Origin of the sequence: Actinoplanes sp. NPDC023801 (genome assembly GCF_040639655.1) — a bacterium.
Classification (GTDB): domain Bacteria; phylum Actinomycetota; class Actinomycetes; order Mycobacteriales; family Micromonosporaceae; genus Actinoplanes.
Window position 1 is genome coordinate 143,680 of sequence record NZ_JBFAAI010000013.1, and the last position, 25,801, is coordinate 169,480.

General features: G+C 70.3%; 25 protein-coding genes. 14 read left to right on the forward strand and 11 right to left on the reverse strand.

Translation table 11 applies throughout. The features are described from left to right. Positions 1-108 precede the first annotated feature (108 nt). Entirely contained in the window at positions 109-711 is a 603-nt protein-coding gene (locus tag AB0G04_RS23490) for a LysE family transporter (RefSeq protein WP_360986382.1), read from the forward strand. A gap of 95 nt (positions 712-806) precedes the next feature. Here the strand turns inward: AB0G04_RS23490 and AB0G04_RS23495 are convergent, their stop codons facing one another. Beyond that, positions 807-1,487, reverse strand: coding sequence for a DNA alkylation repair protein (locus AB0G04_RS23495; protein ID WP_360986385.1), 681 nt, complete (start codon positions 1,485-1,487; stop codon positions 807-809). A gap of 64 nt (positions 1,488-1,551) precedes the next feature. Between AB0G04_RS23495 and AB0G04_RS23500 the strand changes: the two genes are divergently transcribed. After that, a complete protein-coding gene (locus AB0G04_RS23500; protein WP_360986388.1) occupies positions 1,552-2,178 on the forward strand; it encodes an acVLRF1 family peptidyl-tRNA hydrolase in 627 nt (208 codons plus the stop codon). Positions 2,179-2,233: 55 nt separating this feature from the next. Here AB0G04_RS23500 and AB0G04_RS23505 read toward each other — a convergent pair whose 3' ends face one another. Further along, positions 2,234-3,148, reverse strand: coding sequence for a neutral zinc metallopeptidase (locus AB0G04_RS23505; protein WP_360986391.1), 915 nt, complete (start codon positions 3,146-3,148; stop codon positions 2,234-2,236). Positions 3,149-3,377: 229 nt separating this feature from the next. On the opposite strand from AB0G04_RS23505, the gene AB0G04_RS23510 reads away from it, so the two are divergent. The 5 genes from AB0G04_RS23510 to AB0G04_RS23530 all read left to right on the forward strand — a co-directional run bounded on the left by AB0G04_RS23510 (position 3,378) and on the right by AB0G04_RS23530 (position 8,969). Then, complete coding sequence (locus AB0G04_RS23510; RefSeq protein WP_360986394.1) at positions 3,378-4,982, forward strand: ABC-F family ATP-binding cassette domain-containing protein; 1,605 nt, start codon at positions 3,378-3,380, stop codon at positions 4,980-4,982. 405 nt (positions 4,983-5,387) lie between these two features. Then, entirely contained in the window at positions 5,388-5,615 is a 228-nt protein-coding gene (locus AB0G04_RS23515) for a helix-turn-helix domain-containing protein (protein WP_020510159.1), read from the forward strand. Continuing rightward, positions 5,612-6,403 carry an enoyl-CoA hydratase/isomerase family protein gene (locus tag AB0G04_RS23520; protein ID WP_360986397.1) on the forward strand — a complete coding sequence of 264 codons (792 nt, stop codon included), beginning with the start codon at positions 5,612-5,614 and terminating at the stop codon, positions 6,401-6,403. The genes AB0G04_RS23515 and AB0G04_RS23520 overlap by 4 nt, the downstream gene beginning before the upstream one ends. 73 nt (positions 6,404-6,476) lie before the next feature. Beyond that, the gene (locus tag AB0G04_RS23525) at positions 6,477-8,342 is read left to right on the forward strand and encodes an ABC transporter ATP-binding protein (protein WP_360986400.1); all 1,866 of its coding nucleotides are present in this window, start codon (positions 6,477-6,479) and stop codon (positions 8,340-8,342) included. 240 nt (positions 8,343-8,582) lie between these two features. Further along, positions 8,583-8,969 carry a RidA family protein gene (locus tag AB0G04_RS23530; RefSeq protein WP_360986403.1) on the forward strand — a complete coding sequence of 129 codons (387 nt, stop codon included), beginning with the start codon at positions 8,583-8,585 and terminating at the stop codon, positions 8,967-8,969. Positions 8,970-9,054: 85 nt separating this feature from the next. Here the strand turns inward: AB0G04_RS23530 and mug are convergent, their stop codons facing one another. The 3 genes from mug to AB0G04_RS23545 form a co-directional block, all read right to left on the reverse strand. After that, positions 9,055-9,723, reverse strand: a complete 669-nt coding sequence (gene mug, locus AB0G04_RS23535) for a G/U mismatch-specific DNA glycosylase (protein WP_360986657.1) — start codon at positions 9,721-9,723, stop codon at positions 9,055-9,057. A gap of 209 nt (positions 9,724-9,932) precedes the next feature. Further along, positions 9,933-10,694, reverse strand: a complete 762-nt coding sequence (locus tag AB0G04_RS23540; RefSeq protein WP_360986406.1) for an SDR family oxidoreductase — start codon at positions 10,692-10,694, stop codon at positions 9,933-9,935. Then, the gene (locus tag AB0G04_RS23545) at positions 10,675-11,454 is read right to left on the reverse strand and encodes a helix-turn-helix transcriptional regulator (RefSeq protein ID WP_360986409.1); all 780 of its coding nucleotides are present in this window, start codon (positions 11,452-11,454) and stop codon (positions 10,675-10,677) included. Before AB0G04_RS23545 ends, AB0G04_RS23540 begins: the two co-directional genes overlap by 20 nt. 116 nt (positions 11,455-11,570) lie before the next feature. On the opposite strand from AB0G04_RS23545, the gene AB0G04_RS23550 reads away from it, so the two are divergent. After that, positions 11,571-11,936, forward strand: coding sequence for a nuclear transport factor 2 family protein (locus AB0G04_RS23550; RefSeq protein WP_360986412.1), 366 nt, complete (start codon positions 11,571-11,573; stop codon positions 11,934-11,936). A 75-nt stretch (positions 11,937-12,011) separates the two neighbouring features. On the opposite strand, the gene AB0G04_RS23555 is transcribed toward AB0G04_RS23550, so the two are convergent. Next, positions 12,012-12,590, reverse strand: coding sequence for a helix-turn-helix domain-containing protein (locus tag AB0G04_RS23555; RefSeq protein WP_360986415.1), 579 nt, complete (start codon positions 12,588-12,590; stop codon positions 12,012-12,014). A gap of 164 nt (positions 12,591-12,754) precedes the next feature. Between AB0G04_RS23555 and AB0G04_RS23560 the strand changes: the two genes are divergently transcribed. Then, positions 12,755-13,402: an HAD family hydrolase gene (locus AB0G04_RS23560; RefSeq protein WP_360986418.1), complete on the forward strand. Its 648-nt coding sequence runs from the start codon at positions 12,755-12,757 to the stop codon at positions 13,400-13,402. 279 nt (positions 13,403-13,681) lie between these two features. Continuing rightward, complete coding sequence (locus tag AB0G04_RS23565; RefSeq protein WP_360986660.1) at positions 13,682-14,566, forward strand: RIO1 family regulatory kinase/ATPase; 885 nt, start codon at positions 13,682-13,684, stop codon at positions 14,564-14,566. A gap of 58 nt (positions 14,567-14,624) precedes the next feature. On the opposite strand, the gene AB0G04_RS23570 is transcribed toward AB0G04_RS23565, so the two are convergent. Together AB0G04_RS23570 and AB0G04_RS23575 are read right to left on the reverse strand one after the other, a co-directional pair. Continuing rightward, a complete protein-coding gene (locus tag AB0G04_RS23570; RefSeq protein ID WP_360986421.1) occupies positions 14,625-14,870 on the reverse strand; it encodes a DUF2630 family protein in 246 nt (81 codons plus the stop codon). Positions 14,871-14,883: 13 nt separating this feature from the next. Continuing rightward, the gene (locus tag AB0G04_RS23575) at positions 14,884-15,597 is read right to left on the reverse strand and encodes a hypothetical protein (RefSeq protein ID WP_360986424.1); all 714 of its coding nucleotides are present in this window, start codon (positions 15,595-15,597) and stop codon (positions 14,884-14,886) included. 31 nt (positions 15,598-15,628) lie between these two features. Between AB0G04_RS23575 and AB0G04_RS23580 the strand changes: the two genes are divergently transcribed. Further along, on the forward strand, positions 15,629-16,219 hold the full coding sequence (locus AB0G04_RS23580) for a sugar O-acetyltransferase (protein ID WP_360986427.1): 591 nt from the start codon (positions 15,629-15,631) through the stop codon (positions 16,217-16,219). Positions 16,220-16,240: 21 nt separating this feature from the next. Continuing rightward, a complete protein-coding gene (locus AB0G04_RS23585; RefSeq protein WP_360986663.1) occupies positions 16,241-16,546 on the forward strand; it encodes a GNAT family N-acetyltransferase in 306 nt (101 codons plus the stop codon). Positions 16,547-16,599: 53 nt separating this feature from the next. Here the strand turns inward: AB0G04_RS23585 and acnA are convergent, their stop codons facing one another. Further along, positions 16,600-19,386: an aconitate hydratase AcnA gene (acnA, locus tag AB0G04_RS23590; protein ID WP_360986430.1), complete on the reverse strand. Its 2,787-nt coding sequence runs from the start codon at positions 19,384-19,386 to the stop codon at positions 16,600-16,602. A 198-nt stretch (positions 19,387-19,584) separates the two neighbouring features. Between acnA and pulA the strand changes: the two genes are divergently transcribed. Beyond that, positions 19,585-22,770, forward strand: a complete 3,186-nt coding sequence (pulA, locus tag AB0G04_RS23595; protein ID WP_360986433.1) for a pullulanase-type alpha-1,6-glucosidase — start codon at positions 19,585-19,587, stop codon at positions 22,768-22,770. Positions 22,771-22,813: 43 nt separating this feature from the next. After that, positions 22,814-23,356 carry a hypothetical protein gene (locus AB0G04_RS23600; protein ID WP_360986436.1) on the forward strand — a complete coding sequence of 181 codons (543 nt, stop codon included), beginning with the start codon at positions 22,814-22,816 and terminating at the stop codon, positions 23,354-23,356. A 215-nt stretch (positions 23,357-23,571) separates the two neighbouring features. On the opposite strand, the gene AB0G04_RS23605 is transcribed toward AB0G04_RS23600, so the two are convergent. Together AB0G04_RS23605 and AB0G04_RS23610 are read right to left on the reverse strand one after the other, a co-directional pair. Continuing rightward, the gene (locus tag AB0G04_RS23605; protein ID WP_360986439.1) at positions 23,572-25,044 is read right to left on the reverse strand and encodes an aminopeptidase P family protein; all 1,473 of its coding nucleotides are present in this window, start codon (positions 25,042-25,044) and stop codon (positions 23,572-23,574) included. Positions 25,045-25,134: 90 nt separating this feature from the next. Then, the gene (locus AB0G04_RS23610) at positions 25,135-25,710 is read right to left on the reverse strand and encodes a superoxide dismutase family protein (protein ID WP_360986442.1); all 576 of its coding nucleotides are present in this window, start codon (positions 25,708-25,710) and stop codon (positions 25,135-25,137) included. Positions 25,711-25,801: the final 91 nt, after the last annotated feature.

Consider the following 25,801-nt stretch of genomic DNA (forward strand, 5'->3'; position numbering starts at 1 on the left):
CGGCGTGACCAAGTCGGAGCCGTACCTCGCCGTTCCTGCCGCCGTGACCGATCGGGCCGGGCGGCAGCAGGCGGGCCCCTGTCGGACGGCGGGTTCACGGCAGCGGTCATGAGCGGGGCGTTCCTGGCCGGCGTGGTCGCCGGGTACGGCATCGCGGTGCCCGTCGGTGCGATCGGCGTGCTGATCGCCGGGCTGAGCGCTCGAACGTCGCTGCGGGTCGGCGCGGCCGCCGGGATGGGCGCGGCCACCGCGGACGGCATCTACGCCCTGGTGGCGGTTGCCGGTGGAGCAGTCGTCGCCTCGGCCGTCGCGCCGGTGGCGACACCGTTGCGCTGGGCCGGTGCGCTGATCCTGCTCGCGCTCGCCGGGTGGACCGCGCTGGGCGCGATCCGTGGACCGGGTCTCACGCGACGGGACGAGCGGCCGGCGACGGCGCTCCGGGCGTACCTCGGGGTGCTCGCTCTGACCCTGCTCAACCCGGCGACCGTGATCTATTTCGCGGCACTGGTGCTGGGCAGTGGCGGCACCGGAGGCGGCGCCTGGTTCGTCGCCGGTGCCTTCCTCGCCTCGGCGAGCTGGGAGCTGCTGATCGCCGGTGGTGGATCGCTGATCGGCCGCTTCCTCGCCGGTGACCGGGGCCGCCTGATCACCGCCCTGATCTCCAGCGTGGTGATCGCCGGCCTCGCCCTGCACCTGCTCCTGGACGTCTGACCGGGCGTGGTGGGCGGGGGCAGGCGGGCGGGGCGGTGTCACAGGTGCTCGGGCGCCTCCCGGACCGAGGGCGGGGAGAGGCGGGCGGGGCGGTGTCACAGGTGCTTGGACGCCTCCCGGATCGAGAGGGGGGACAGATTGCCGGCGTGAGCGGTCAGGAAGGCGCGGACGGCGGCGGGGTCGGTGCGGGCGTAGTGCCGCAGTGCCCACCCGATCGCCTTGCGCACGAAGAAGTCGCGGTGACCGGCCTGCCGGGCGCAGTAGCCGAACAGGCGGCCGGTGTCGGTCGCCTCCCGGTAGTGCAGCTGGTGCAGGATCGCCGTGCGGACCAGCCACATGTCGGCCGCGCCGGACCACTCGTCCATCCGGGCAGTCTGGGCCGGATGCCGCCGTACCAGATCGGCCACCACGTGGGTGGCCAGCGGGTCCACTGTGTCCCACCAGGATTTCGTGGTGATCAGCTCGCCGACCGTGTCGAGGAACGCCGGGCCCGCGACACCGATGTGCCGGATCAGGTAGTCGCAGGCGAACTGCTGGAACTCGCGCTCGTCGCGTGCCCAGCAGGCCAGGGCCACGTCGCGCAGCTCGGACTCGGCCGGTGGTGGCAGCCCGGCGAGCGCCACCCGGGCTCGCGCCCGCCGCACGGCGCTGGTCAGGCCCAGGAAGGGGAACTGGTCGCGCATGTAGGCGGCCGCACCCACGGCCCTCTCCGGGTCGCGGGCCTGCTCGAACGCACCGGCCAGCCGGTCGACAAGCACCACCGCGAGGTCGCTCATGCCCGCATCCTGTCACCGGGGTGCGACAGAAACCCGCGGACGAGGATCGTCGTAGGCTGGCGGGGTGGCAGAGCGAGCCGCCGCCGGGGGCGGGAAATGGGTCGACGTCGCGCCCGAGCGGCTGCCCCGGTGGCTGGAGAACTTCGCGGCGCGCCATGGCGCGTACGCGGAAGAAGGTCTGACCGTGACCGGAGCGGACGGTGCGTCGGCGACGCTGCATCTCCCGCCGGGTGCGGTGGCCGTCTCGACCGTGGCGGACCTGATCGACGAGGCACGCCGGCCGCGGAGGCTGGGTCTGCTGCTGGCCCGCAAGGGCGCCGTCGCCGTCGGCATCGCCGACGGCGACGAACTCGTCGCGTCCAAGGTGGACACCCATTACGTGCAGGGGCGCACGGCGGCGGGCGGCTGGTCACAGCAGCGCTTCGCGCGCCGGCGCGACAACCAGGCCAAGGCTGCGGCTGCCGATGGCGCCGGCATCGCCGGTCGCATTCTTCTTCCTGAGGTACGCAGGATCGCCGCGCTCGTCACCGGCGGCGACCGTTCCGCCGTCGAGGCGATCCTGGCCGCACCCCAGCTGGCGCCGGTCGCCGCGTTGCGGTCCGGCCGGTTGCTCGACGTGCCGGAGCCGCGGCACGCGGTCCTGGTGTCCGCCGTGGCCGCGGCCCGTGCCGTGCCGATCCTGGTGCACTGACCGGTTACAGAGTCACGCCGGTCACAGAGTCACGCCGGTCACAGAGTCACGCCGCTTACAGAGTCACGCCGGGCTTGAAGGTGTCGCACTGCTTCGGGTCGCCGCTCTCCCAGCCGACCCGGAACCAGCGCTGACGCTGCTCGGCCGTGCCGTGGGTGAACTGCTCCGGGTTGACCTGGCCACCGCCCTGCTTCTGGAGGGTGTCGTCGCCGATCTGGCCGGCGGTCTGGATGCCCTCCTGGATGTCGGTCTCGGTGAGGCTCTTGAAGATCTTGTCGCCGTCCTTGTCCACCGTGTTCGCGGCGGCGTTCGCCCAGGCCCCGGCGTAGCAGTCGGCCTGCAGCTCCAGCTTCACCGACTCCTGGTTGGCGGAGTCCGGGTCACGCTCCTGCCGCCGGCGCATCTCGGCCTCGGTGCCGAGCACGTCCTGTACGTGGTGGCCGTACTCGTGGGCCAGGACGTACGGCTGGGCGAACTCGCCGGGAGCGCCGAGCTGCTTGGAGAGCACCTGGTAGAAGGAGAGATCGATGTACACCCGGTCGTCGGCGGGGCAGTAGAACGGGCCTACACCGGAATCCGCCGATCCGCAGCCCGTGCTGACCCGCTGCGAGAAGATGATCGTGGTGGCCGGCTTGTACTGCTCGCCGAACGACTCGGGGAGCTGCTGCTGCCAGTACCGCTGGATCGACGTCACATAGAGCGCGTTACGGCACTCCAGCAACTGGACCCGCTGTTGCTCGTTCGCACACTGCTCGAGGTTGTTCGCCGGTGGCGGGGCGGCACTGTCGTTGCCGCCGAGGGAGTTGATCCCGAAGAAACCGCCGACCAGGGCGATGGCCAGGGTGATCACGATTCCGGCGAGTCCTCCTCCACCGATCGGCAGGCCACCGATGCCACCGCCGCCGCCGCCCGATCCACGGGCGTCCTGTACCGATCCGGCGTCGATGTCGGCGCGTTCGTTGAGTTCCATGTCGTCTCACCTTCAGCACGGTTACCCGGCGAGCCACCTTCAGCACGGTTGCGAGGCGTGTACCCGATGATCTTGTGAATTAATCGGGTGGGAGGTGTCACCCGGGGCCCGGTAGGATGGCCGGGTGCTGCTCTGCGAAGGCTGACCTGCCCCGCCGCCGACCGTCATCTGCGATGGCCGGCGCTTTTCTGCGCCCTGAGTCAGCCGTCTCACCGAGAGCGAGAAACCCATGATCACCGCCACCGGACTGGAACTCCGCGCCGGCGCGCGCATCCTCATCTCCCCGACCACCCTGCGGGTGCAGCCCGGCGACCGGATCGGCCTGGTCGGCCGCAACGGTGCCGGCAAGACCACCACCCTCAAGGTCCTCGCGGGCGAGGGCATCCCGTACGCGGGAACCGTCGAGCGGACCAGCGAGATCGGTTACCTGCCCCAGGACCCACGGACCGGTGACCTGAACGTGACCGGCCGCGACCGTGTCCTGTCGGCCCGCGGTCTGGACGCCATCCTCACCGAGATGCAGAAGCTGGAGGTTCAGCTCGAGGAGAGTTCCGAGGAGAAGCTGGTCCGGCGGTACGGCCAGCTGGAGGATCAGTTCTCCGCGCTGGGCGGCTACGGTGCCGAGGCCGAGGCGGCCCGGATCTGTGCCAACCTGGGCCTGCCCGAACGCGCCCTGGCCCAGACGATCGGCACTCTCTCCGGTGGCCAGCGCCGCCGGATCGAGCTGGCCCGCATCCTGTTCGCCAACTCGGGGCAGAACGGCAAGGGCATCCTGCTGCTCGACGAGCCGACCAACCACCTCGACCAGGACTCGATCGCCTGGTTGCGCGGCTACATGGCGCAGCACAAGGGCGGCCTCATCGTGATCAGCCACGACGTCGAGCTGCTCGACGCCGCAGTGAACAAGGTCTGGTATCTCGACGCCAACCGTTCGGTCGTCGACATGTACAACATGGGCTGGAAGACGTACCTCGAAGCGCGGGAGACCGACGAGCGCCGCCGCCGCCGTGAGCGGGCCAACGCCGAGAAAAAGGCCGGTGCCCTGATGGCGCAGGCCGACAAGATGCGCGCCAAGGCCACCAAGACGGTCGCCGCGCAGAACATGGCACGCCGTGCCGAGAAACTGCTCGGTGGTCTGGAAGAGGTCCGGAGCTCCGACAAGGTGGCGAAGGTCCGGTTCCCGAGTCCGGCGCCGTGCGGCAAGACGCCGCTGACCGCGACGGGCCTTTCGAAGTCGTACGGCTCGCTGGAGATCTTCACCGATGTCAGCGTGGCGGTGGACCGCGGCTCGCGCGTCGCCATCCTGGGCCTGAACGGCGCTGGTAAGACCACCCTGCTGCGGATGCTGGGCGGCCTGCTCGAGCCGGACACCGGTGAGGTGCGCGCGGGGCACGGGCTGCGGCTGGGCTACTACGCCCAGGAGCACGAGACGCTTGACGTGGACCGGACGATCCTGGAGCACATGCGCAGCGCCGGCTCCGAGCAGACCGACACCGAGCTGCGGAAGATCCTCGGGGCGTTCCTCTTCTCCGGTGACGACGTCGACAAGCCGGCCGGTGTGCTCTCCGGTGGTGAGAAGACCCGTCTCGCTCTGGCGACCCTGGTCTGCTCGGGCGCCAACGTGCTGCTGCTGGACGAGCCTACGAACAACCTCGACCCGGTCAGCCGGGAGCAGGTGCTCGACGCGATCGCCAACTATCCGGGCGCGATCGTCCTGGTCACGCACGACGCCGGCTGCGTGCAGGCGCTCAAGCCGGACCGGGCGATCCTGCTGCCCGACGGCGACGAGGACGCCTGGAGCGACGATCTGCTGGAGCTCGTCGAGCTCGCCTGAGGCCGGATCATCGTCGATCCTCAGTTGTCAACTGGTGCCCACACAGACAGTGCGATGTTCGGGCGTTTGCGAACAGGTCGGGCGGTCGCCGGTCGCTCTCGAGCAAGGTCGAGAGTCACGCCATGGAGCGATCACAGCACTCTCCGAAGCGATCGAGGGGCTCCCCTCGATCGAGTGTTTTCGCAGGTGATCGATGGTCTTGGGCGGGCGGCCTACGACTCGGAAATGCATGCCACTGCCCAGCCGGCAAACTGTCTGACATTGATGCCGGTGGTAACCGTCAAGTTCCTGACAGTAATAAATGGGCACGTTCACGGGGGCTAGATGCCTGGCGCATGATCGTCCGAGACGGTGTAATAGGTGGGACCGTATCTGACCGCACTGTCTGCGACGTGAGGATTCAAGATGGCAGCCACTGGCACAGCTACCAGTACTGAGAAGGGTCGTCGAATCGTCGGTAGCGAGCGGCAGTCGCTCGCCAAGGACCTGGTGAAGCGTTACACCGGCGGCGAGAGCATCCGCGCGCTTGCCGCCTCCACCGGCCGTTCCTACGGATTCGTGCACCGGGTGCTCACCGAGTCGGGCGTGCAGTTGCGCCAGCGTGGTGGCGCTCGTCGCCGGAAGAAGGCGTGACGGCCGGGAACGCCCGACCAGGTTCGACCGACGAGGTAGGCGTTCGTTTTGAACAGGACGGGCCGGTCGCGACGGTGACGTTGTGCCGGCCCGACGTTCTCAATGCCCAGACTCCGGCGATGTGGACGGAGCTAGGCAACATTTCCCGTAAATTGCCGGGCGACGTACGGGTCGTCATTGTCCGAGCCGAGGGGCGCGCGTTTTCCGCGGGCCTGGATCTGTCGGTGGCACGGGGCGACGGCGATTCTTCACTGTCCCGGCTGGCGCAGTTGTCCGCGACCGAGTGCGCGGATCGGATTGCCGGGTTCCAGACCGCGTTCACCTGGTTGCGGAGTCCGTCCATTGTGACGATTGCCGCGGTTCAAGGACACGCGATCGGCGCCGGCTTCCAGCTCGCGCTGAACTGCGACATGCGGATCCTCGCCGAAGACGCGCGGTTCTCCATGGCGGAGGTCACCCTCGGGCTGGTTCCCGACCTGGGCGGCACGAAGCGGCTCACCGAGCTGGTCGGTCCGTCCCGGGCACTGGAGATCTGCGTGACCGGGCGGCGGATCGCCGCCGACGAGGCGGACCGGATCGGACTGGCCACCGCCGTGGTCCCCCGGACCGAACTCGACGGAACGGTGACCGACCTGGCCGCGGCGGTGCTGGCGGCGGACCGGGGCGCGGTCGGCGAGATCAAGGCCCTGCTGGCGGGTGCACCCCTGCGGTCGTACGCGGAGCAGGACCGGGCCGAGCGTGAGGCCCAGACACGACGGCTCAGCGAACTGCTGGGCTCCGGGGAGTAGATCACCTCCCGGGATTGTCGTACCCACGAGGCAGACTTCTTCCTGCCCCGTCGAACGACACCCGGGAGGTGACATGTCCAGCTGGAGTGTCCTGCGGTCGATCCAGAACGCGGACCGGGTCAACGAGCACCGGGTGCGCAAAGGCATCACCCGGCGAATCGTCCGGTTCGCCGCTCCGTACCGCCGTGACATCGCGGTGTTCCTGCTGACCGTGGTGGTCGCCGCCGGGATCGGGGTGGCCACGCCGCTGCTCGCCGGCAAGGTCATCAACGCGATCACCGCGGGTGGCTCCGGAGCGGCCGGGGCGGTGGTGCGCCTCGCGCTCGTGATCGCCGGGCTCGCGGTCGCCGACGCCCTGCTGTCACTGGCCCAGCGCTGGTATTCCGCGCGCATCGGCGAAGGCATCATCCTCGACCTGCGGACCCGCGTCTACGATCATGTGCAACGCATGCCGTTGCAGTTCTTCGCGCGCACCCAGACCGGCGCCCTGGTCAGCCGCCTCAACAACGACGTCGTCGGCGCACAGCGGGCCTTCACGTCGACACTGTCCGGTGTGGTCAGCAACGTCATCCAGCTGGCACTCACCGCCGCCGTCATGTTCACCCTGTCCTGGCAGATCACCGGGTTGTCGTTGCTGCTCCTGCCGGTCTTCATCGTGCCCGCCCGCCGGGTGGGGAAACGGCTCGCCGAGATCACCCGTGAGTCGTACGACCTGGACGCCAAGATGAACGCGACGATGACCGAGCGGTTCAACGTCTCCGGCGCCCTGCTTGTCAAACTGTTCGGCCGGCCCGACAACGAGGCCGCCCGGTTCGGCGAGCGCGCCTCCCGGGTCCGCGACATCGGCGTCCAGCAGGCGATGTACTCGCGGACGTTCTTCGTGGCGATGCTGCTGGTCGCCTCCCTCGCCCAGGCGCTGACGTACGGGCTGGGCGGCTGGCTCGCGGTCCGCGGCAACGTGTCGGCCGGCACGGTCGTCACCTTGGCCCTGCTCCTCACCCGCCTCTACGGCCCGCTCACCGCGCTCAGCAACGTCCGGGTCGACGTGATGAGCGCGCTGGTCTCCTTCGACCGGGTCTTCGAGGTTCTCGACCTGAAACCCGGCATCGCCGAGAAACCCGGTGCCGTCCCGGTCCCGGCCGGAACCGGGCGGATCGAGTTCCGGGATGTGCGGTTCCGGTATCCCAGTGCCGACCAGGTCTCGCTCGCGACACTCGAGGACGTGAGCACCCTCGACCGGACGGAACAGGATGAAGTGCTCACCGGGCTCGACTTCACCGTCGAACCGGGTCAGATGGTCGCGATCGTCGGACCGTCCGGGGCCGGCAAGTCGACCACGTCGATGCTGGTCTCGCGGGTCTACGACGTCACCGGCGGTGCGGTCCTGATCGGCGGGGTCGACGTCCGTGACGCCACGCTCGAGTCGCTGCGCGACACCGTCGGCGTCGTCACCCAGGACTCGCATCTGTTCCACGAGACGATCGCCGAGAACCTGCGCTACGCGCGGCCCGGCGCCACCGAGGAACAGATGTGGGAGGCCCTCACCGGAGCACGGATCGCCGCCCTGGTGCGAGCCCTGCCCGACGGGCTGGACACGGTGGTGGGGGAGCGCGGTTACCGGTTCTCCGGCGGTGAGAAACAGCGCCTCGCCATCGCCCGGCTGCTGCTCAAGCAGCCGTCGATCGTCATCCTCGACGAGGCCACCGCCCACCTGGACAGCGAGTCGGAGGCGGCCGTTCAGCGGGCCCTCGCCGAGGCGTTGCGCGGGCGGACCGCACTGGTCATCGCGCACCGGCTCTCCACGATCCGGGAAGCCGACCAGATCCTCGTACTGGACAAGGGCCGTATCGTCGAACGAGGCAGCCACGAGGAGCTGATCGTGGCCGGCGGCCTTTATGCCTCGCTCTATCGCACCCAGTTCACGGAGGCGGTGATCTGATGGGATTCCTGCTCACCCTGGCGGCGCTCGCGGTGGTGTGCCTGCTGATGCTGCGGTTCGCTCTGGGCCCGCCGTAAAGGGATCGGCGGCGGGGTGATGGGCCCGATCGACGAGGCCTGGCATCCGTCGGCTGACCGGTTCCGGCGGGAGATCGCGGTCCACGAACAGCGGGTTCTGCCACCCCGTCCCGGTGACGACCGGGACAGTCCATAGTGCACCGGGCGGTCTAGCCTCGGTGGCATGGAGATGGTTGCGCACGACCCGAAGGACGGCGTCTATTCGGCTACCAGCGACTATGTGCATGCCATGGAGGTCCGGGGTGCCCAGCGGACGCTTTACATCTCGGGGACGATGGGCCTCGACCCCGCGGGGAAGCCCGGTGGCACCCTCAGCGAGCAGCTCGTGCTCGTCTGGGACAACATCCGCGCCATTCTGGCCTCGGCCGGGATGACGGTCGACAACATCGTCCGCCAGACGAGCTATCTGCGGGACGTGTCCTACGCCGAGGAGAACGCGGCGGCCCGGGTGGCAGCCCTCGGCGGCCGCGGCGTCCCGACCACCGCGATCGTCGTACAGACCCTGGACAGTGACTGGCTGATCGAGCTGGAGATCGTCGCGGCGGCCTGAGGCCGCTGCAACCGGCCGGCCGTTGCGTTGGCCGGCCCCTGCGTTGGCTGACCCTTACGCTGGCCAATCCGCGGGTTGGTGGCCCCTACGTTGGCCGGGCCTCACGTTGGCCGGGCTTCGTGGGTGCGCCGGGTTCGGACGGTTCCCCAGGTTCGGAGCGCTGGCCAGGCGCGGACGCCCGGGCGGCGGCTCGGAGAGCGGCGAACTCGTTGATCAAGGCGGGGAGCTGGAAATGGGCGTTCAGGCCGCTCGGGTTCGGAAGGACCCAGACCGGGACGCCCGCGATCGTCTCCTCCTGGGGACCGATACGGGCTTTCGGGCGCCCGAAAGCAGCGCGGTAGGCGGTCACGCCCAGCACCGCCAGGTATCGCGGTCGCAACCGGCCGGCCCGCTCCGCGAGGCGGGCGCCGCCCGCGACGAACTCCTCCGGCGACAACTCGTCGGCGCGGGCGGTGGCGCGCTCGACGACGTTGGTGATGCCGAGGCCCAGAGCGGGCAGAAGGTGCTGTTCGGAAGGATGCAGCAGGCGGTCGGTGAAGCCGGCGCCATGCAGCGCCGGCCAGAACCGGTTCCCCGGGCGGGCGAAGTGATGGCCGGTCGCCGCCGAGTACAGGCTCGGATTGATGCCGGAGAACAGGACGAGCAGATCCGGGCCGGTCACGTCCGGGATGGTGCGATCCGCCGCTGCCGCGATCTCTTCGGCGCTCGGCCGGCGTACCGCCGCCGGGGTCAGGGTCCCGGGTTGGACCCGAATCGGCGGCCGAGCCGCCGCAGACCCGGACCCGGTGAGGCGCACCGCCCGCCCGGTCACCGGCGGCCGGGCGGCAGAAGAGGCCCGGCCGGCGGTCGGTGGTGGGGCTGCGGCAGGAGGCCCGCCGGAGGGTGGGTGGGCGGCGGGCGAAGCCTGGCCGGAGGTCGGTGGTTGGGCCTCGAGCGAGGCCCCGCCGGAGGTCGGTGGGTGGGTCACAGGGTTCGGAGGGCGCCGCCGTCGACCGCGACCGCCACGCCCGTCACGTAACTGGCCGCCGGGGAGAGCAGGAAAGCGGCGACGCGGCCGAATTCCGTCGGCTCGCCGATGCGCCCCAGCGGGACGCCGGCCGCGACCGACTCGGCGGCGGCGACCGGGTCGGCCGCCGCCTCGAAGAGCTCCCGGCTGCGGTCGGTCATGAACCGGCCGGGCAGGATGCTGAGCACCCGGACGCCGCGTGCCCCGAACTCGTCGGCCATGTCCTTCGCCACCATCGCCAGACCGGGACGGAACCCGTTGGAGAGACCGAGCCCGGCCAGCGGCGTCTTCACCGAGGTGGACAGCACCAACCCGATCGCACCGCCTTCCGGCAGCGCCGACGCGAACGTCCGCGCCGCCCGCACCGAGCCGAGGAACACCGTCTCGAACGCGCTCGTCCACTGGTCGTCGCTCATGCTCGACGCGGTGCCCGGAGCCGGGCCACCCACCGAGACCAGGGCGCCGTCGAGCCGCCCGAACCGCTCCTGCGCGGCGTGCACGAGCTCCCGCGGGGTGCTCGGGTCCGACAGGTCGGCCGCCACGCCGAGAGCATGGTCGGGTCCGCCGAGAGCGGTGACCGCCTCGGCGACCCGGTGGCCGTCACGGGAGGAGATCACCACGCGCGCGCCGTCGCCGACCAGCGCCTGCGCCGTGGCGAACCCGAGCCCGCGCGAGGCTCCGGTGAGGATGAAGACACGATCAGCGAGCCCGAGATCCATACCCTGATCCTGCCACCCCGCGATGCAGCGCGTTCGCCGTGGCCGCGTCGGCGGGCAGGAACGCCTCGATGGCGAGCTCGGACAGTGTCACGTCGCGCGGGGTGCCGAGAACCGTGGTGATGCTGAAGAAGTCCAGGTCGTCGAAACGGAGCGGAACGACCAGGCCGTCCGGCCGGGCCGTGACCTCGCCACCGGGATAGCCGGCCAGCTCGGTCCGCAGATCGCGCAGCTCCGGGTCACCGGTCGCGGCGGTCTGCCGGTCGAGGCGATGCAGGATGTGGGTACGCCATTCGGCGAGGTTCCGGATCCGTGGTGCCATGCCGGCCGGGTGCAGTGCCAGGCGCAGGACGTTGACCGGCGGCGTCAGCAGTTCGGCGGCGCATCCGGCGGTGAACAGAGCCACCCCGTCGTTGGCGTCGACCATCGTCCAGTGCCGGTCCACCAGCACCGCGGGATGGGGCGCATGCCCGGCCAGCACGTTGCGGAGTGCGGTGAGCACGTCGGCCAGCGGCGGGCCGTCCAACTCGGACTCGGAGTAGGCGGGGGCGTACCCGGCGGCGAGCAGCAGCTCGTTGCGGGCCCGCAGCGGCACGTCCAGCTCCTCGGCCAGGCGCAGCAGCATCTGCCGCGTCGGCCGGGACCGGCCGGTCTCCACGAAGGACAGATGCCGCGTCGACACCCCGGATCGGCCGGAGAGGCCGAGCTGGCTCATCCGCCGTGTGTCCCGCCAGCCGCGCAGCAGCCTGCCCACCTCACTCATTCCGGCAGCGTAGGCAGCCGCCGGCGGCGAGGCCATTACCCGCGGGGTAATCGACGGCGTTACCGCATCCCGGCAGGCTTCGAGCAGCAGGACGACCGACATGGAGGAACCGAGAGATGAGCGACTTCGACACCGTGATCGAGCGTTACCTCGCCGTGTGGAACGAGACCGACCCGGCCGCCCGGCGGACCGCGATCGACGAGATCTTCGCCGAGCGTGTGCGTTACGTCGACCCGCTGGCCGCGGTCGAGGGGCGGGAGGCGCTGGACGCGTTGATCGGTGCGGTGCAGCAGCAGTTCGCCGGGTTCGTGTTCGCCCCGGGCGGGCCGGTCGACGCCCACCACGACCAGGCGCGTTTTACCTGGAATCTGGGCCGTCCGGGAGAGGAGCCGCTGGTGGCCGGTTTCGACGTGGCCGAACGCGACGCCGACGGCCGGATCTTCCAGGTTCTCGGGTTCATCGACCGGGCGCCGGCCCTCTGACCGGGGGTGTGGCCGCCGTTCAGGCGATCCGCTCACGGGTGATGTCGTGGGGGCACCGGTGCGGAGCCTCGCGGCTCAGTGGCGCCGGACGGCATCCTCGACCACGTCCAGGACGGCTGCCAGCTCACCCGCGGGGCGGCCGGTGGCCAGATGGAGAACGAGTCCGTCGTACGCCAGCTCGAGGAACTGGGTGAGCACTTCGACCGGGACGTCGTCGCGCAGGACGCCGGCGTCCCGCTGCCGCTGCAGCCGCTCGCGGGTGGCGTCGGCGATGGCGGCGGAGCGCTGGGCCCAGCGTTTGGCGAAAGCCGCATCGGTACGCCGGCGGTGCGCCACCTCGAGCTGGGTGCCGAGCCAGCCGGCCGTGTCGCCCTCGCTGTTGCCGGCGCGTTCGAGCAGGTCGCGCATCACCTGGACGAGGCCGTTGCGGGCGACGGTCTCGGCCATGCTGGCGGCGTCGTCCTCGGCGACGGCGAGGAACAGATGCTCCTTGTCCCGGAAATGGTGAAAAATCGCGCCGCGGGACATGCCCGTGGCTTCCTCGAGCCGCCGCACGGTCGCGCCGCCGTAGCCGTACCGGGCGAAACAGTTGCGGGCCGCGTTGAGGATCTCGTGGCGGCGCGCATCTAGCTGGTCCTGACTCACCCTGGGCACGCCGCTGATCGTTTCACGGGCCATCACCGTCTTGCAATCCGTACGTACGGCTTACTAGGGCACGGCATCCCCTGATCGGATGACGCCAATTTCGTCATGCTCTCAGCGGTTTGTTGACACTCCTGGGCTTCTCGGTTCCGCGGCCGCTCACGTAAAGTGCCCGCGTGCCTCTAGTCTTCCTCGCTCTGGACGACACCCTGCTCGATCGCAGCGGTGCGTTCCGGCTGTGGGCCAAGGGGTTTCTGGACGAGATCGCGGCACCGCAGGATGATCTGGAGTGGCTGGTCGCGGTGGACGCGGACGGCCTGACCTCCCGCTGGGACCTCGCCGACCTGATCCGCGACCGCTACCGGCTGCGGGTCTCGTCGATCGACCTGGTCGACGAGCTGAACGGTGGACCACTCACCTACGAACGTCTCGACCCCATGGTGGGTTGCGCTCTGGAAATCGCCGGCGATGCCGGACTGGTCCCGGTGGTCGTCACGAACGGCCCGGCCGAGCAGCAGGAGTCGCGGATCCGCCGGACCGGTCTGGACCGGTACGTCGCCGATTGGGTGATCTCCGAGGAGTGCGGGGTCAGCAAGCCGAACCCGCGGATCTTCGCACTGGCCGCACAGCGGGTACGGATGCGGCTGGCCGGGGCGTGGATCCTCGGGGACAGCCCGGAGGCGGACATCGGCGGGGCGGCCGCGCTCGGTCTGCCGAGCGTGTGGCTGCACCGCGGGCGGGACTGGGTGGACAACCGGTTCGCGCCGACCCACGCGGTCGGCAACGTCATCCAGGGAATCTCGGCGATCATGGCGGCCCGCTGAAGGTCGCGGCACGGCTCGGAAGGCCGTGTCGGCCAGCGGAAAGGCGCCCGCAGAGAACCCGGGGAAAAGGCCGCCGAAAATTAGGTTGCGCTCGTGGCGGCGATCCGCGAGAGTCGACCGCGCACTGAGTCACGGGCCTGTCAACGGGCCCGGCGAGAGAGAAGGGGGTGTGGACCGAATGGCTGTCGTTGTGATGCCTGCTGTCCTCGTTTCCCCGAAAACTTCTTTCTCCGAGGAGAACCTCCAGTGCGCGAGCACGATTCGTACGGCTCCACCACCATGCGCGGCAAGCGTCGCAAGTTCGACGACGACGAGCCCGATTTCCTGAAGCGCGGCCGGCCCGAGCCGGCCCTGAAAGAGGACCCGGATCTGCCCGAGGAGGGCGACCGGTGGTCCACCTGGGATGGTGCTCTGCACGGTCCCGAGCCTCGTCCCGACTGGGTGCGCACCGAATACGGTGCCGTCGACACCGAGCTGGGCATGCTCAAGACCGGTAAGGAAGCTGACGTCTTCCTGGTACGCCGGGCGATTCCCGGCACCGGCAAGACCAGCATGCTGGCCGCCAAGCGCTACCGCGACGGCGACCATCGCCTGTTCCACCGCGACGCCGGATATCTGGAGGGCCGCCGTGTCCGCCGGTCCCGGGAGATGCGGGCCATGACCAACCGCACCGCGTTCGGCAAGGAGCTGATCGCGGGACAGTGGGCGGCCGCCGAGTTCGGCGCGCTGGGCCGGCTGTGGGAGATCGGGCGGGAGGGTGGCCTGGTCTGCGTGCCCTACCCGGTGCAGCTCATCGGCACCGAGCTCATGATGGAGTTCATCGGCGACTGGGAGACCGGTGAGGCGGCGCCACGGCTCGCCCAGGTCCGGGCCGACCCGGACAAGCTGGCCGACCTGTGGCGGCAGATGACCGACGCGCTGTCGGTCCTGGCCCGGGCCCAGGTGGCTCACGGCGACCTGTCGCCCTACAACACGATGGTGCACGACGGGCGGCTCGTCATGATCGACCTGCCGCAGATCGTGGACGTGATCGCCAACCCGCGCGGTGGTGAGTTCATCGCCCGCGACGTGCGCAACGTGGCGAGCTGGTTCCGGTCACGGGGCATCACCATCGACGAGGACGAGCTGATCGAGCGCCTGCTCTTCGAGGCGGGGCTGCACTGAGGTGTACGAGGCCCGGTCCGCGGCCGCCGCGTCCGCGGTGGCCGCGACCGGGGCCGCGTCACTGAATGTAGTTCTCCACCTCGGCGGTGCCGTGTGCCTTCTCGGCGTCCGGGTCGTGCCCGGCGTCACGGGCCGCACGGCGCCGCCGCAGCAGATCCCAGCACTGGTCGAGGGACTCCTCGACCTCCTGGAGGCGGCTGTGCTCCTCGTCGGTGGAGATCTTGCCCTCGCTCAGTTGACGGCGAAGCGTGTGCTCCTCGTCGACGAGCTCGTTGATCCGGCCCAGAACAGTCTTGTCATCCATTCTTGGAGCCTATTCACCAGACCGGTTCCGGTGGCGAACCAGGTGGTGTGTCCGGCAGCCCGAGCAGCGACCGCATGTCCGTGATGTCTCCCCGCAGGCGCCGGAACAGGGCCCGGGGGTCGTCGGCGAGAGCACTCAGCGCTGCGGCGCGCCGGCCGAGCTCGCGTTCCCACTCCACGGCGACACGGTCCGGGCGGATGCGGTCGAAGTGCTTGCGGGCCGATTCGGCGTCACCGCTCAGCCCGGCCGCGGCCCCGGCGTGGAAGGCGTGCCACCACGAGGTGGCGGTGATCCGGCTCTGCGGGGCCGACAACACTTTGGCGACGTCCGCCGGACTCGCGATCTCCTGCCGTAGCTGGAGCACCCGTTGCCGGGCGATACCGGTGATCTGCCGCAGGCCGGCGGCGAACTGGTCGTCGTCGACGTGCCGGATGCTCTGCACCCAGACGTGGCCGTCCTGGGGCCACTCGGTGGTGAAGTCTCCGGTCTCCTCCCGCCAGAACAGGCGGCCACCCAGGTCGTAGGTGAACTCCTGCATCGGTCCCCACAGGAACTTCGCGGCCACCGTCAGGTGGGTCTCCCCGCTGCGGCTGCGCTCGAAGACGACGAGCAGCAGCCACCAGTCGCGGTCCTCGACCCACACGCGGGTGCGATTGTGGCGGCGCAGGCCGAGCGGGCGCAGTTCGGCCTGCGCCGCCGCGACGACCATTTGATCAGGTGTGGGCATCGACCGACCCTAACGGGAGTACGGTCGGTCGGTGACGCTTGACGCTCAGAGGGAGCACATTCTTTCCGGCCGGATGTACAACGACCTGACCGACGAGCTCGTCGAAGCCCGGCAGCGGACCGTTCTGCTGACCGACGAGTACAACGACAGTTTCGGCAGGCCGCCGGCGGAGCGGGAGGCGATCCTGCGGCGGCTGCTCGGCTCGGCCGGGCGGGACTGCTACTTCGAGCCGACATTCCGGTGTGAGTTCGGCTTCAACATCAGCATCGGGGACGCGTTCTACGCCAACTTCGACTGCGTGATGCTCGACGGCGGCGGCATCACCATCGGCGATCACGTGCTGTTCGGGCCGCGGGTCGGCATCTACACGTCCAACCACGCGATCGACGCCGCGGAGCGGGCAGCCGGAGCCTGTTACGCCAAGCCTGTGACGATCGGGAACAACGTGTGGGTCGGCGGCGGGGTCACGATCAACCAGGGCGTGACGATCGGCGACGGTTCGATCATCGGCTCCGGCAGCGTGCTGACCAGGCCGGTCCCGGCGGGCGTCATCGCGGCCGGGGTCCCGGCCCGGGTGCTGCGCGAGATCACCGACGCCGACCGCACCGGCTGGCGGCCCTGAAACCTGCGCCTGGACGGGCGGCTGGTCGGGAACTGCGGCATCTTCCCCGGGCGGACCGGTCCGGCCGAACCGGAGATCGGTTACATGATCCGCTGGAGCGACCGGGGACGCGGCTTCGCCGGCGAGACGGTGGGAGCGGTCCTCGAGGAGTGCGGGCGGGCCGGTCTCGGCCGTGTGTGGACGACGGTCCGGGCCGGCAACACCGCCTCGCGGCGGATCATGCAGCGGTACGGCTTCCGCGTGCTCCGCGCCGAGGAGGATCTGCTGTTCCACGCGGCCGACCTGCGCGGGGAACAGTTGCTCGCCCGTACCGGAGCAAGCATGTAGAAAGCGGAACGGCCCGCCTCCCGGGAGTGGGAAGCGGGCCGTGACGTGGGAGATCAGCTGCGGAGCATCTTGCGGAGCACGTACTGCAGGATGCCGCCGTTGCGGTAGTAGTCGGCCTCGCCGGGCGTGTCGATGCGGACCACCGCGTCGAACTCGACACCGGTGTCGGTGGTGACCTTGACGGTGCGCGGCGTGGTGCCGTTGTTCAGCTCGGTGACGCCGGCGAACGAGAATGTCTCGGTGCCGGTGAGGCCGAGCGACTCGGCGTTCTGGCCCTGCGGGTACTGCAGCGGGAGCACGCCCATGCCGATCAGGTTCGAGCGGTGGATGCGCTCGTAGCTCTCGGCGATGACGGCACGGACACCGAGGAGCATGGTGCCCTTGGCCGCCCAGTCACGCGACGAGCCGGAGCCGTACTCCTTGCCGGCCAGGATGACCAGCGGGATGCCGGCCTCCTTGTAGGCGACCGAGGCGTCGTAGATGGTGGTCTGCTCGCCGGTCAGGTGGTTGAGCGTGAAGCCGCCCTCGACGTCGGTCAGCAGCTGGTTGCGCAGCCGGATGTTGGCGAACGTGCCCCGGATCATGACCTCGTGGTTGCCGCGGCGCGAGCCGTAGCTGTTGAACTCGGCGCGCGGGACGCCGTGCTCCGCGAGGTACTTGCCGGCGGGCGAGTCCGGCTTGATCGAGCTGGCCGGGGAGATGTGGTCGGTGGTGACCGAGTCGCCCAGCTTGGCCAGGACGCGGGCGCCGGCGATGTCGGTCACCGGGCTCGGGTCGGCCTGCATGCCCTCGAAGTACGGGGGCTTCCGGACGTACGTGGAGTCCTCGGCCCAGGCGAACGTGTCACCGGTCGGGGTGGGCAGCGACTGCCACTGCTCGTCGCCGGCGAAGACGTCGGCGTAGGCGGTGCTGAAGCCCTCCGCACCGATGGCCTGCGCGATCGTCTCGTCGATCTCGGCGTTGGTCGGCCAGATGTCGTTCAGGTAGACCGGCTTGCCGTCCGACCCGGTGCCGAGCGGCTCGGTGGTGATGTCGATGTCCATCGAGCCGGCCAGGGCGTACGCCACCACCAGCGGCGGGGACGCCAGGTAGTTCATCTTGACGTCCGGGTTGATCCGGCCCTCGAAGTTCCGGTTGCCGGAGAGGACGCTGACCGCGGTCAGGTCGGCCTCGTTGATCGCCGCCGAGACCTCCTCGGGCAGCGGGCCGGAGTTACCGATGCACGTGGTGCAGCCGTAACCGACCAGGTTGAACCCGATCTTGTCGAGGTACGGCGTGAGCCCGGCCCGGTTGTAGTAGTCCGAGACGACCTTCGAACCGGGGGCCAGGGTGGTCTTGACCCACGGCTTGCGGGTCAGGCCGCGCTCGACGGCCTTCTTCGCGAGCAGGGCGGCACCGATCATGACCTGCGGGTTCGAGGTGTTGGTGCAGGACGTGATGGCGGCGATGACGACCGCGCCGTGGTCCAGCTCGTACTCCACGCCGTCCTCACCCTTGACCAGGGTCGGCTTGGAGGGGCGGCCGTTCGCGTTCTGCGCGGCGCTGAAGGTGTGCGGCTTGTCCGCCTCCGAGTCGGCGTGGTTCGCCGGCGGGTCGCTGGCCGGGAAGGACTCCTCGCTGGCCTCGTCGGCGGGACCGGAAGCCTGCACGTAGTTCTTCAGGGCGTCCCGGAACATCGGCTTGGCCTCGCTGAGCAGCACGCGGTCCTGCGGGCGCTTCGGGCCGGCCAGCGACGGGACGATCGTCGACAGGTCGAGCTCGAGCTTCTCCGAGTAGTCCGGCTCGGCGGCCGGGTCCAGCCACAGGCCCTGCCGCTTCGCGTACGCCTCGACGAGCGCCACCTGCTGGTCGGTGCGGCCGGTCAGCTTCAGGTAGTCGATGGTCTGCTCGTCGATCGGGAAGATCGCGACGGTGGAGCCGTACTCCGGCGACATGTTGCCGATGGTGGCGCGGTTCGCCAGCGGGACGGCGCTCACGCCGGGGCCGTAGAACTCGACGAACTTGCTGACCACACCGTGCTTGCGCAGCATCTCGGTGATGGTGAGCACCAGGTCGGTGGCGGTGGTGCCGGCCGGGGCCTCGCCGAACAGCTTGAAGCCGACGACCCGCGGGATCAGCATGCTGACCGGCTGGCCGAGCATGGCGGCCTCGGCCTCGATGCCGCCGACGCCCCAGCCCAGCACGCCCAGGCCGTTGACCATGGTGGTGTGCGAGTCGGTGCCGACCACGGTGTCCGGGTAGGCCTGGCCGTTGCGCTCCATGATCGTACGGGCCAGGTATTCGATGTTGACCTGGTGCACGATGCCGGTGCCCGGCGGGACCACCTTGAACTCGTTGAACGCGGTCTGGCCCCAGCGCAGGAACTGGTAGCGCTCGCGGTTGCGCTGGTACTCCAGGTCCACGTTGCGCTGGAACGCGTCCTCGCGGCCGAACAGGTCGGCGATGACCGAGTGGTCGATGACCATCTCGGCCGGCGAGAGCGGGTTGACCTTGGTGGGGTCGCCGCCCAGGTCCTTCACGGCCTCGCGCATGGTGGCCAGGTCGACCACGCAGGGAACACCGGTGAAGTCCTGCATCAGCACCCGTGCCGGGGTGAACTGGATCTCGACACTCGGGTCGGCGTTCTGGTCCCAGCTGCCGAGCGCGTTGATGTGGTCGGCGGTGATGTTCGCGCCGTCCTCAGTACGCAGCAGGTTCTCCAGGAGGATCTTCAAGGAGTAGGGCAGGCGTTCGTGCCCCTTCACCTTGTCGATCGTGAAAATCTCGTAGCTCGCGTCTCCGACGCGCAGCTCGCTCTTCGCACCAAAGGTGTCGAGGCTGGCCACCGTCATCTCCTTCACACCCAGCGACTGGAAGTCAAGTCTTTCGCACCGAAAGGGCGACCTCTTGGTTAGGTTTGCCTAACTCTCGGTTGTGCGTCTTCGGTAAACCGTACGTCCGTCTTGCTAGCCGTCGCAAGGCGGGTCCCACGCGACGATCCTCGCAGTCCGTCGTCGGGACACCGGGAAAATGTCGTATCCCGCTGGGATGATGTGCCGGTGACGACGACGGAGATCATTGCGAGCGCGCCGGCCGTTCCCAGGACCCGTCCGCAGTGGCTGGTCGTGCACTATCGGCGGCCCGACGGTGACTACACCGACTGGGTCCTGCACGCCTGGGGCGATCTCGCACCCGGCGCCGACCTGGTCTATCCCGACGGCGTCCCGTTCGCCGGGGAGGACGCGTGGGGCCGGTTCGCCTGGGTGCGCGTCCCGGAGACCGCGCGGGAGATCGGCTTCCTGGTGCTCAACCGGCAGGGCGCCAAGGACGTCGACATCGACCGCTGGGTCGATCTCGGCGAGACCGGCGAGATCTGGGTCACGGCCGGCGACCGCCGGGTGTCGGTGGTCCCGCCCGAACTGCCCGAGGTCACCGGGGACACGGTGGTCATTCATTACCGGCGCCCGGCCGGTGATTACGGTGGGTGGGGCCTGCACTGCTGGGAGGGCGTCCCGGTCACGGAGAAGACCCGGTGGGGTACGCCGCACATGCCCGACCGCTTCGACGACTTCGGTGCGGTCTTCGAGGTCCGGGTCCGGCCGGACGCCGTCGGGCTGCGCTATGTGCTGCACCGCGGCGAGGAGAAGGACCTCCCCGACGACCAGCGGCTCGACCTCACCGTCTGCCGTGAGGTGTGGCTGACCGCCGGGGAGAAGGCGCCGGTCCACCCCCGCCTCGGGACGCTCGGGCCGGAGCTCGACCCGGCGCGGGCTCACGCCGTCTTCGTCGACCGGACCACCGTGGCCCTGCCCGAGTGGTTCGCTGCCCGTGCCGCCACCTTCACCCTCGGCTCCCTTGTGCTGGTGCCCCGGCCGGGTGGGCTGTTCCAGGGGCAGAGCCGCCGCTTCCCGCACCTGCGGGCCTATCGGGCGTTCGCGGTCCGTGAGCTCGGCGACGCCGCCCTGAGCGAGCTGCTGCGTGACCGGCTGCTGGTCACCGGCCGGGACGCCACGGGGGAGGTGGTGGCTCTCACCGCCGTGCAGATCGCCGGTGTCCTCGACGACCTCTACGCCGACGCCGCCGACGCGGAGCTCGGCCCGGTGATCGACGGCGACGGGACGCCACGGCTGGCGGTCTGGGCACCGACCGCCCGCACCGTGGAGCTCGAGCTGTTCCGGGAACCCGGCGACGAGCCACGCGTCCTGCCGATGGACCGTGACGACGTGACCGGCGTCTGGTCGATCACCGGCAAGCGCAAATGGCTCGGCCGGTGGTATCGCTTCCGCGTTCAGGTGTGGCAGCCGGCCGCTCAGCGGGTGGTGACGACAAGCGTCACCGACCCGTACTCGGTGTCGCTGGCCACCGACTCGACGCACAGCCAGCTCGTCGACCTGGCCGATCCGGTGCTGCGCCCGCCCGGCTGGGGCGCGGCTCCGAGGCCGGCCCCGGTGGCACCGGCCCGGATGCAGATCAGCGAGCTCTCGGTGCGTGACTTCTCCATCCTGGACGCCACCGTGCCGCCCGCCGAACGCGGCACGTACCTGGCCTTCACCCACCCCAACTCGGACGGGATGCGGCACCTGCGCTCGCTCGCCGAGGCCGGGCTCACCCACGTGCACCTGCTGCCGGTCAACGACTTCGCCACCGTGCCGGACCGCCGGGCCGACCAGGCGGTGCCCGCCTGCGACCTGGCCGCGTTCCCGCCCGACTCGGCCGAGCAGCAGCGGGCCGTCCTGGCGGTGGCCGACGAGGACGGTTTCAACTGGGGTTACGACCCGTGGCACTGGACGACGCCGGAGGGCAGTTACGCCACCGATCCGTCCGGTGCCACCCGGATCCTCGAGTTCCGCTCGGCGGTGGCGGCGCTGCACGGGGCCGGGCTCCGGGTGGTCCTCGACGTCGTCTACAACCACACCATGGGCGACGGCCTCGACCGGTTCAGCGTTCTCGACCGGATCGTGCCGGGCTACTACCACCGGCCGCTCGCCGACGGCAGCACCGCCGAGTCGAGCTGCTGCCCGAACACCGCCACCGAGCACACCATGATGGGCCGGCTCGTGATCGACTCGCTGATCACCTGGGCCCGCGAGTACAAGATCGACGGCTTCCGCTTCGATCTGATGGGTCACCACCCGCGGGCCAACATCCTGCAGGCGCGGGTCGCCCTCGACCGGATCGATCCGGACATCGTGCTCTACGGCGAGGGCTGGAACTTCGGCGAGGTGGCGTACGACGCCAGATTCGCTCAGGCCACCCAGGTCAACATGGCCGGCACCGGGATCGGCACCTTCAACGACCGGCTGCGGGACGCGATCCGCGGTGGCGGTGCGTTCGGCGACGATCCGGGGGTCCGCGGGTTCGCGACCGGCCTGGGCTCCGCCGTCCCGCTGTGGCTGCACGACCAGATCAAGGTGGGGCTGTCCGGGGCGCTGGCGACCTACCGGTTCCTCGCCCACGACGGCGTCGAGCGCAGCGGCGCGCAGATCGGCTACAACGGCTCACCCACCGGGTACGCCCACGCGCCCGGCGAGGCGGTCAACTACGTCGACGCCCACGACAACGAGATCCTGTACGACGCGATGGCGTTCAAGCTGCCCACCGGCATCGCCCCGGCCGACCGGGCCCGGATGCAGGTGCTCGCGCTAGCGCTGGTGGTACTGAGCCAGGGCGCCGGGTTCGTCGCGCTCGGTACCGAGCGGCTGCGGTCCAAGTCGCTGGACCGGAACTCGTTCAACTCCGGCGACTGGTTCAACCAGATCCGCTGGGACCCGGGCCTGGGCAACGGGTTCGGTGTGGGTCTGCCACCCGAGCCCGACAACGGCGACAAGTGGGACTTCGCCCGGCCGCTGCTCCGCGATCCGGCGCTGGTGCCCACGCCCGACCTGATCGCCATGACCGCCGAGCGTTACCGGGAACTCCTCCGGATCCGCCGGTCGTCACCGGTGTTCGGGCTGCCGACCGCCGATGAGGTGCAGCGACGGCTGTTGTTCCCGCTCAGCGGCCCGGCCGAGCAGCCCGGCGTCATCGTGATGAGCCTGGACGCGACCGGTCTCGACGCCCGCTGGAGCCGGATCGTGGTGGTGTTCAACGCGACCGGCGCCCCGGCCGGCCCGCCGATCCCGGACGCCGGGCGGTTGCGTCCGCATCCGGAGCTGACCACGTCGGCCGACCCGGTGCTGCGCACCGCCACCCCGTCCGGGATCCCGGCCCGATCGGTGGCGGTCTTCGTGGCCGACGTCGCCTGACCGCGCCGCGCATGCCGAGCGTGGTTGCGCTACATTGCGCCGCGTGAGCCGTCGAGCGGAGGTTGTGGTGCGGGTAGAACGGGCCGTGTGCACGTTGATCTTGGTGGGCCTGATCGGCGGGTGCACCTCGGACAACGAGAAGCCGGCGACCCAGAATCCGCCGGCGGCCGCGACCGGCGCCGCCGCGGCGGGCGGGTCGGCACCGGCCTGGACCGAGCCGGCCAACTACAGCTTCGCGCTGAGCCGCGGATGCGAGGAAGCCGCCCCGGTCGGCCGCTACCAGGCCACCGTGGCAAACGGCAAGATCGTCACGTCCGAGCGGATCGGCGCGCTGTCCGCGGTGCCGTCGACCTCGGCCGAGGTCGATCTGGGCCCGGCCACCGAGGGGCAGCAGGGCGAGGAGATCGAGGTTCCGACCCTCGCCGAACTCGTCGCGATGGCGAAGACCGCCGAGGAGGACGGCGCCGAGGTGTCCACCGAGTTCCACGCCGGCGACGGTCACCCGGTCAAGGTGAAGATCAACGTCGGCGACGACCCGCTCCAGGCCGAGTGCTGGAACGTCAGCGAGTACCGCGCCGGCTCCTAGAGCCCTCAGCACCGCCGGACGTCCCGGGCGGGCCCTCAGGCGTCGCCGGACGTTCCGGGCGGGTCCTCAGGCGTCGCCGGACGTTCCGGGCGGGCCCTCAGCGTCGCCGGACGTTCCGGGCGGGCTCGTTCGGGACCGCCATGTGCTGAGCCCGCCGTGGCGACGCAGTCGCACGGCGGGCTCCTGGTGCTCAAGTTGGCGACCTCCCCGGACGGTCAGCCGGGCAGGCGCGGGCCCGCCTCCCGCTGCGACGCGAGCCACTGCTCGACCTCGCCGGACGAGCGCGGCAGACCGGCCGACAGGTTGCGGCAGCCGTCCGCCGTGACCAGCACGTCGTCCTCGATGCGCACGCCGACGCCGCGCAGCTCCTCGGGAACCAGCTCGTCCTCCGGCTGGAAGTAGAGACCCGGCTCGACGGTCAGGACGTAGCCCTCCTTGAGCGGGCCCTCCCGGTACGCCTCGCTGCGGGCCGCCGAGCAGTCGTGCACGTCGATGCCGAGCATGTGCCCGAACCCGTGCAGCGTCCACCGCCGGTAGATCGTGCTGTCGTCGCTCATCGCCTCGTCCACGCTGACCGGCAGCAGGCCCAGGTCGTGCAGGCCCTCGGCGAGCACCCGCATGCACACCTTGTGCACGTCCTTGAAGACCACACCGGGCTTGATGGCGTCCATGCCGGCCTGCTGCGACGCGTGCACGATGTCGTAGACCTGCCGCTGCAGCGGCGTGAACGTGCCGCTGACCGGGACGGTCCGGGTGACGTCGGCGGTGTACAGGTTGTTGCCCTCGACACCCATGTCCATCAGGAGCAGCTCGCCCGGCTTGGTCACGCCGGTGTTGCGCACCCAGTGCAGGATCGTCGCGTGCGGGCCGGCGCCGACGATCGACGTGTAGCCGACGTCGTTGCCGTCGTGCCGCGCGCGCAGCCCGAAGACACCCTCGAGCAGGCGCTCCTTGACGCTCCGGTCGGCCGGCAGGACACGGGCCACGTCCTCGAAACCGAGGACGGTGGCGTCGATGGCGGCCTGCAGCTGCGCGATCTCCCACTCGTCCTTGACCAGCTTCAGCTCGGAGATCACCCGGGCCAGCTCGCGGTCACGCAGCTTCGTGCGGTCCGGCTCGTACGCCAGGACGGCCCGGTCCACGTTCAGGTCGAGACCGCGCAGCACCCGGGTGCGGCCCGGCGCCGACCCGGCCAGAGCGGCGCCCAGGTCGCCCAGCGGCGCGGCGGTCAGCCCGAGCTCGGTCGACTTCTCGGCCAGCGTGTGCGTGCGGCCCACCCACAGCTCGCCGTTGCGGTCCCGGAAGAAGCGGTCGGTCTCCTTCGAGTTGCGCTGCCGGGTGTAGAGCACCGCGTCGTGCCCGGAACCGCTCGGGTGCAGGATGAGCACGCTGTCCGGGTCGCGGTCACCGGTCAGGTAGAAGAAGTCGCTGCCCGGCCGGAAGTGGTAGTCGGTGTCGTTGGCGCGCACCTTCTCGTTGCCGCTCGGGATGACGATCGTCTCGCCGGGGAAGGCCTCGGAGAGATCGTTGCGGCGTTTCGCGTAGTTGGGCACCTCCGGCAGAGGCGCGACGGCCAGCGGATCCTCCCGCCAGCCCTGACGCATGAAGCTCAGGAACGCCTCGGGAAAGTCGGGGTCGTGCGACTCCGTCTTCGGCGCGGGCTGGTTCTTGCCGCTGTTATCGGCCATCGTGGGTGCCTCCGTTCTCGGTGCCACCGACGTTACCGTCTGAACCGCCGGGCCCGTGAGGGCCGGTACCCGGCGTCCGGACGAGCCCGATCAGTCCTCGTCGTCCCGGGTCAGGCACGCCAGCCGGGCGCCCGCGGTACCGGCCTCGCCGGGAGTGGTGTGCGTGTGCTCGGCGTGCAGCACGAGCGACCACGGCGGCCTCGTCTCGTGGAAGTTCCAGGCCTGTGTGGCGCGGACCCGGCCGACGCCGTTCGCGTTGGCGACGAAGTCGAGCCACACCTCGTTCGCCGGGTTCGCGTAGGCCGGATCGACCGACGGCTTCCCCGGTCGGGCCGCGGGGTCGAGGCGCTGCTGATAGTGCGGTCCGGCCGCGGCCGGATCCTTGCCGCACTCGCTGGTGTGCAGATGCGCGCCGTACGCCCGGCCGGGTTTCAGACCGGTGGCGAGCAGGCTCACCCGTACGCCACCCTCGGTCTTGACGACGGTGACCCGAGCCCGTGCGCCCACCGGAACCGCCATCGTGTCGTAGGTGACCGCCTTGGCGCCGTCGCGCCAGGTCTTGAAGGTGCCCTCGGACGTCTGCGCGGGCTCCGCCTGCGCCGCGGGAGCGGGTGCGGCGCCGGTGAGCAGCAGCGGCACCGCGAGGGCCAGCAGTTTCGTCTTCATCCCGAAATTCTCCCAAATTCACTCATATCATCGCGGAGGTCCGGGTCGTCGTGGCCCTCCGGTGCCCGGACCGCTTGGGACCGGGCCGCCG

Excerpts from the sequence above, each read along its gene's own strand:
- AB0G04_RS23490 (WP_360986382.1), top strand. The coding sequence starts at position 109 with ATGAGCGGGGCGTTCCTGGCCGGCGTGGTCGCCGGGTACGGCATCGCG.
- AB0G04_RS23495 (WP_360986385.1), bottom strand. The coding sequence starts at position 1,487 with ATGAGCGACCTCGCGGTGGTGCTTGTCGACCGGCTGGCCGGTGCGTTC.
- AB0G04_RS23505 (WP_360986391.1), bottom strand. The coding sequence starts at position 3,148 with ATGGAACTCAACGAACGCGCCGACATCGACGCCGGATCGGTACAGGAC.
- AB0G04_RS23510 (WP_360986394.1), top strand. The coding sequence starts at position 3,378 with ATGATCACCGCCACCGGACTGGAACTCCGCGCCGGCGCGCGCATCCTC.
- AB0G04_RS23515 (WP_020510159.1), top strand. The coding sequence starts at position 5,388 with ATGGCAGCCACTGGCACAGCTACCAGTACTGAGAAGGGTCGTCGAATC.
- AB0G04_RS23525 (WP_360986400.1), top strand. The coding sequence starts at position 6,477 with ATGTCCAGCTGGAGTGTCCTGCGGTCGATCCAGAACGCGGACCGGGTC.
- AB0G04_RS23530 (WP_360986403.1), top strand. The coding sequence starts at position 8,583 with ATGGAGATGGTTGCGCACGACCCGAAGGACGGCGTCTATTCGGCTACC.
- AB0G04_RS23540 (WP_360986406.1), bottom strand. The coding sequence starts at position 10,694 with ATGGATCTCGGGCTCGCTGATCGTGTCTTCATCCTCACCGGAGCCTCG.
- AB0G04_RS23545 (WP_360986409.1), bottom strand. The coding sequence starts at position 11,454 with ATGAGTGAGGTGGGCAGGCTGCTGCGCGGCTGGCGGGACACACGGCGG.
- AB0G04_RS23550 (WP_360986412.1), top strand. The coding sequence starts at position 11,571 with ATGAGCGACTTCGACACCGTGATCGAGCGTTACCTCGCCGTGTGGAAC.
- AB0G04_RS23565 (WP_360986660.1), top strand. The coding sequence starts at position 13,682 with ATGCGCGGCAAGCGTCGCAAGTTCGACGACGACGAGCCCGATTTCCTG.
- AB0G04_RS23570 (WP_360986421.1), bottom strand. The coding sequence starts at position 14,870 with ATGGATGACAAGACTGTTCTGGGCCGGATCAACGAGCTCGTCGACGAG.
- AB0G04_RS23575 (WP_360986424.1), bottom strand. The coding sequence starts at position 15,597 with ATGCCCACACCTGATCAAATGGTCGTCGCGGCGGCGCAGGCCGAACTG.
- AB0G04_RS23605 (WP_360986439.1), bottom strand. The coding sequence starts at position 25,044 with ATGGCCGATAACAGCGGCAAGAACCAGCCCGCGCCGAAGACGGAGTCG.
- AB0G04_RS23610 (WP_360986442.1), bottom strand. The coding sequence starts at position 25,710 with ATGAAGACGAAACTGCTGGCCCTCGCGGTGCCGCTGCTGCTCACCGGC.